The following is a 5,385-nucleotide window of genomic DNA, read 5'->3' as shown; positions in this document are numbered from 1 at the left end:
CGGCCGTACGGGCTCGGCTCCGCGGTCACGTGGACCGCCCGCGCACCGACCTCCGCGGCGACCTCAGGGACAACCACGGCCGGGTCACCCCAGCGCACGACGAGGGCGCCGTCATACGAGGTCTGGAGGGCGCGCACGGAGGCGGCATACCGGGACTGGCGCACCCGACCCGCGCCCGCCCACAGGGCCGGGTCGAGGACGACGAGAGGCAGGACCGCGCCGCCGTCCAGTGCCGTTGACAGCGCCGGGAGGTCCCCTCGGCGCAGGTCCCGGCGGTGCCAGAGCACGGTGGTTGTCATCGGATGAGAGGCTACGCGTGTGACCGAGCTGATCGACACCACCGAGATGTACCTGCGGATCATCCTCGAGCTCGAGGAGGAGCGGGTCACCCCGATGCGGGCCCGGATCGCCGAACGGCTCGCGCACTCCGGCCCAACGGTGTCGCAGACGATCGCCCGGATGGAGCGCGACGGCCTGGTCACCGTCGCGGAGGACCGGCATCTGGAGCTCACCGCGGAGGGCCGGCTCCTCGCGACCCGGGTCATGCGCAAGCACCGCATCGCCGAGCGGCTCCTCGTCGACATCCTCGGGCTGGAGCTGGAGTACGTCCACGACGAGGCCTGCCGGTGGGAGCACGTCATCAGCGAACGGGTCGAGCGCAAGATCCTCGCGCTGCTCGACGACGGCCGTGAGTCGCCCTACGGCAACCCCATCCCGGGGCTGGATGAGCTCGGCCTGGCGCCTGGTGAGGTCACCGCGTCGGTCTCGAGCCTGCTTGACCTGGCCGGCGACGTCGACCGCCCGGTGACGGTCCGTCGGATCGGGGAGCCGGCCCAGACGGACCCGGCCGCCTCGGCCTCGCTTCGGGACGCCGGCGTGCTCCCGGGCGCGGTCGTGCAGATCGTCCGGCAGGGGCCTGGGGTGCTCGTCAGGGGCGACCGCGAGGCCTACCTCGGGCCACGGCTGGCCAGCTACGTCTTCGCTTCCTGAGCTTCTTCGGCGGTTGGGGGGCCGCAGCCAGGGGTTGGAAGGGTCGAGACATAGACCACGTTTCGTTTCCTTGCCGTGACCTTAACGTGACATTGCCCCGGCGGCTGTGTACCGTGGGCAGCGCTCACCCCGCCCGTCGAGGTGAGTCCCGTGTGAGGCTCGCCGAGTCCTGTCGCCTCACCTGGGTGCCCTTGAACCAGCCAGGCAGGACCGGGGGAACCACCTTCCGGGCGTCGCGAGACGCCCTTGGGGTGAAGTGCATCAGGCCTCGGCCGACGCACCGGGTGAACTTTCCCACCCGAACCCGACAGCTCACCTCGGAGGCGACTCATGGAGAGGTTTTTCGTGTCTCAGCTTCATGTCGGGCGCCACCGGTCCTCCGGGTACAGCGCGATGGGTGAGATTGCCACCATCGCGGCGCGCACCGCTCGCCCGGCCGTCAAGGCCTCTGCCCTCGTCGTCGCCTCCGGTGGCCTCGTCGCGGCCTACGCCGCGCCGGCCACCGCTGCGCCGGCACCGGCCACCGCAGCCACCGCGGCCGCCGCCCAGTCGGCGGTGGCCCAGCCTGCCGCCGCCCCCGCCGCCGTCCCGGCCAGCTTCGTCGACGGCGCTGCCTCGACGCCGCTCGTCTCGGCCCACGAGGCCTTCGTCGCCTCGGTCGTCGCACCCTCGGTCGCCGCGGATGTCACCGCGGTGGGGGATCTCGGGGTGCTCGGCTTCACGGCCAAGCAGGCCGCGGCCGCCACCGTGGCCAAGAAGACGGCGACCCGCACCGTGACGAAGGCCGTCTCCCGGTCCGCCACGCGGTCCACCGGCAGCTCCTCCTCGGGCGTCAAGCCCAAGCCCTCGACGCCCGAGGTGAACATCCCCGGGCCGACCAGCGGCATCATCGCGATCGCCGCGTCGCTGACCGGCATCCCGTACGTCTATGGCGGGTCGAGCACCAGCGGCTTCGACTGCTCCGGCTACACCCAGTTCGTCTACCGCCGCGCCGGGATCTCCATTCCGCGGACCGCCGAGAGCCAGCGTCAGGCGTCGCACAAGGTGTCCAACCCGGCTCCTGGTGACCTCATCTTCTTCGGCTTCCCGGCCTACCACGTCGGCATCTACGCCGGCCCGGGCAAGCTCTACCATGCGTCTCGACCGGGCACGCGGACCTCGCTCGCGTCGATCTGGACCTACAGCAACGTGAGCTACGGCCGGATCTGATCCTGAGACCCCGATGACGACGGCTGCCTTCGTCCCCCGGTACCACGGGCGGCACTCGCGCCCTCGCCGCGGCCTGTCGGTGTCCTTGCCGCGCGTCGCGGTCCCCTCAGTAGGCTCCGCGGGCCCGTATGCCGCCGCCGGTGTCCTCGCCGGCGGGATCGCGATCGGGACCGCGCTGACCGTGGCTGCGGTGGCTTCCGCGTCGACCGCCGCGTCGACAGGTGCCCTGGCGGCGAGCCCGCTGGCCGAGGGGGCCTCGGCCGGATCCGCCTCCGGGCTGTTGGGCTCCGGAGTCGGAGCTGCCCTGACCACCGGGTCCCCGGACCTCATCGCCCAGACCCGGGCCGTCGTTGCCCCGCTCGACGTCCGCAACGTCGTGTCGACCGAGGGGGTGCTGGGGTTCAGCGCGACCTCCGCCGGAGCGACGAGGACCGGCGCCGTGACCGTCAAGGCGCTCGCCGGCACGGTGAGCCGCACGGCGGCCCGCTCCTCGCTGAAGGTGAGCACTGGCGGTCTCAGCGCGCACGCGGTCGCCGTCATCGCGGCCGTCCGGGCGAACTTCCCCCAGATCGGCTCGATTGGGACCCTGCGCGGCGGTGGTGGTGACCACGGCTCCGGCCACGCGTGCGACATCATGACCTCCGATGTCGCCCTCGGCACCGCCATCGCCGAGTACATGCGGGCACACGCCGGCCAGCTCGGCATCACCTACGTGATCTGGCGACAGCACATCTGGTCGGTGGCCCGCTCGGGCGAGGGTTGGCGGCTCATGGCGGACCGTGGGTCGACCACGGCCAACCACTACGACCACGTCCACGTCAGCGTGTCCTGACCTCGACGCGCGGGTGCGGCACTCAGTGCCGAGCACGACCGTGGCCCAGGCTCACGACCGGGTCGACGCCAGCCACTTGGTGACCTGCGCCGCGGCGCTGAGGCCGATCGCCACCGCGCAAGCGGCCAACGGGACGCCGTACGTGGTCAGGTAGGCGCTGACCGCCGTCACAGGGATGCTGAGGTATGGCGGCCCCGGGACCAAGCGGGAGGGCAGGTCGGGAGCGAGCCCGAGGCCGATCAGATGGCTGACGGCACCACTGGCCAGCAGGACAATGCCGATGACGAGGAACTGGCTCATGTCATTGGGCATCGCCCGCCGACCGTAGGCGAGAGCGAGTGCGAAGACGCTGACCACCAGCGGCAGGCAGTACCCCGCCGCGAAGGCGATCTGGGTCCATTGATCCCCGGTGGGCCCCTCGGCCTGGGCCATGTCCGTGGCGACCTGGGGGAGAGCCAAGCCAAACCCGAGGATCGAGGTCAGGGCCGCCGTGGCAGCCCAGGCGAGTGCGGTGTGGCTCGACAGCCAGCCGACGAGCGTCGGGTCCTGGTGCTGCGTCGAGGGGAGGGCTGGTTGCGACATGACGGTTCTCCTTCGCGGCGTTTCGGGCTCGGCCGAGGGTTTCGGCCGTCTAACTCCGAGAGTGGAGGTCACCGCTTGGGATCTGCTTAAGTCCCTCCTCTGTCGCGACGCATGGGGCGGGTCGACAGTGGTCGGTCCCACGGGCATGAGGAAGGGGCCAGCAGACCCCCCCTGGCGGACTGCGGCCCCGTCCCTGGGCAGTATCGACCGATGCCGTACCGGCTGGTAGCCCACGCGGACCAGACCGCTCCGCGCCCCCGTGCGGCGTGTTCGGAAATCTGAGCGACATGCGTGAGTAGCATTTCTTTGTGGCGACCAGGGGAGAGCCGCCCGTGGCGGCCAGTGGCGGGACGGGCGCGCCATCGGCGCGTGCAGCGATCCAGTCGGCGGTGCTCGGGGCATTGGCGAAGGCAACGCTGGAGGATGTCTCGCGCTTCGTCACCTACGACGAGATCAGCCGCCGCGCCCATGTGAGCAAGGGCACGGTCACCTATCACTTCGCCAGCCGTGGTGAGCTGCTCGACGAGCTGCTCGCCGGCGTGTTGGCCGCGGTCCTCACCAGCGCGCCCTCGGACTTCGTACTGCCCACCCTGGGGCTCGCGGACCCGTCCGCTGCCGCAGCGGGCTCGGCGGACCAGCCTCCACCGGCGCGAGACCCGTCGGCGTCGATCGACCGGCTGGCCCACATCCTCGTCGCCCTCGACGCGACCATTCGACATACCCTCGAGGCGCCTGTCGGCGAGGGCCAGCGGATGGAGGACATCTACGGGCTGGTCGTGGCGATGCTCTCGCTGACCGCTCCCAATGACGAGGCGAGTCGGCAGACGATCGCGACCCTGCGCGGGCGCGCGCGGGAGTGGCACGTCCGCGCCGCGCGGACGCTGGCCGAGCTGACCGACCGGTCCTGGCGCTCGCCGGATGCCCCCGAGGAGTTCGGGATGATGGTCGGCGCGCTCTTCGACGGCTTCGTCGTCGGCCGCCGCGCCGACCCTGAGGCTCCCGGGTGGGGTGCGGCGGTGCGCGGGTGGATGCGGCTGTTCATGTCGTTCACCGACTCCCTTCACGACGACGACCAGGGCGGGGTCGAACGGCTGCTCGCGACCGCCGCCGGCACCACCCCCGACCCGGCGGACCGGGCCGAGATCGCGGCGGCCGCGGCCCGGGTCTACGCGCGGGACGGCTGGCGGGGCCTCACCCTCGCCGCGGTGGCGGTCGAGTGCGCGCGTGACCCGCAGGCCGTCGGTGCGGCCTTCCGCGGGCGGCGCGGGCTGGCGAGCGCGGTGTGGCTCAAACACGTCCCGACACTGGAACGGGCCGCTGCGACGGTGCTCGCGCTGCCCGATGTCGAGAGGGCGCTCCGGGCGTATCTCGAGGCCTTCGTGGGGATCGCCCGCTCCGACCCCGACCTCACCAGTGCCTTCCTCAACGACGTGCTGCGGTACTCGGTGCAGCACGGCGCCCCGGTCGGCCACCCGGACGACCCCCGCAGTCACGCGCCGCTGCCCGAACAGATCGCCAAGGTTCTCGAGGCGTACTCGGGGGAGCTGCGGGTCTTCGTGGGACGGCCCGATGTTGGCCCGGCGATCCGCGAGCGAGAGCTGGACGGAGCGTATGCCGTGACCCCCGAACAGGCGTCGGCGCGCCATCGGTCGGCGATCTACCAGCGTGCCGTGCTGATCAGTAATGCGACGCTGTTGATGTGCATCACCCGTCCGGCGGCGAGCGTGGCCGACGTGGTCGACGCCGTGATGGACTCGGCGGTCCACGGCATC

Annotated in this window: 6 protein-coding genes and 1 riboswitch; of the genes, 4 read left to right on the top strand and 2 right to left on the bottom strand. The window is 71.8% G+C overall.

Going from position 1 to position 5,385, the window contains the following annotated elements:
* Nucleotides 1-299 (bottom strand): deoxyribodipyrimidine photo-lyase (locus tag B4M60_RS05060; RefSeq protein ID WP_291080898.1); only part of this gene is annotated, 299 nt, incomplete at its 3' end.
* Between the two features lie 19 nt (nucleotides 300-318).
* Between B4M60_RS05060 and B4M60_RS05055 the strand changes: the two genes are divergently transcribed.
* From B4M60_RS05055 to B4M60_RS05045, 3 genes are all read left to right on the top strand, one after another.
* Complete coding sequence (locus B4M60_RS05055; protein ID WP_291080896.1) at nucleotides 319-990, top strand: metal-dependent transcriptional regulator; 672 nt, start codon at nucleotides 319-321, stop codon at nucleotides 988-990.
* Nucleotides 991-1,153: 163 nt separating this feature from the next.
* Nucleotides 1,154-1,331, top strand: a riboswitch (cyclic di-AMP (ydaO/yuaA leader).
* Between the two features lie 52 nt (nucleotides 1,332-1,383).
* On the top strand, nucleotides 1,384-2,199 hold the full coding sequence (locus B4M60_RS05050) for a C40 family peptidase (RefSeq protein ID WP_291080894.1): 816 nt from the start codon (nucleotides 1,384-1,386) through the stop codon (nucleotides 2,197-2,199).
* Between the two features lie 190 nt (nucleotides 2,200-2,389).
* A complete protein-coding gene (locus B4M60_RS05045; protein WP_291080892.1) occupies nucleotides 2,390-3,031 on the top strand; it encodes a hypothetical protein in 642 nt (213 codons plus the stop codon).
* Nucleotides 3,032-3,082: 51 nt separating this feature from the next.
* Here the strand turns inward: B4M60_RS05045 and B4M60_RS05040 are convergent, their stop codons facing one another.
* Nucleotides 3,083-3,685: a hypothetical protein gene (locus tag B4M60_RS05040; RefSeq protein WP_291080891.1), complete on the bottom strand. Its 603-nt coding sequence runs from the start codon at nucleotides 3,683-3,685 to the stop codon at nucleotides 3,083-3,085.
* A 236-nt stretch (nucleotides 3,686-3,921) separates the two neighbouring features.
* Between B4M60_RS05040 and B4M60_RS05035 the strand changes: the two genes are divergently transcribed.
* The coding region (locus tag B4M60_RS05035; RefSeq protein ID WP_291080890.1) for a helix-turn-helix domain-containing protein at nucleotides 3,922-5,385 on the top strand (1,464 nt) is incomplete at its 3' end.

The sequence above is a fragment of the Dietzia sp. UBA5065 genome, from assembly GCA_002415925.1.
Classification (GTDB): domain Bacteria; phylum Actinomycetota; class Actinomycetes; order Mycobacteriales; family Mycobacteriaceae; genus Dietzia.
The sequence above is the reverse complement of the archived record's forward strand: the minus strand, read 5'-3'. Positions and strand labels throughout refer to the sequence as shown.

Coding starts and splice junctions, on each gene's coding strand:
- B4M60_RS05050 (WP_291080894.1), top strand. CDS start 1,384: ATGGGTGAGATTGCCACCATCGCGGCGCGCACCGCTCGCCCGGCCGTC.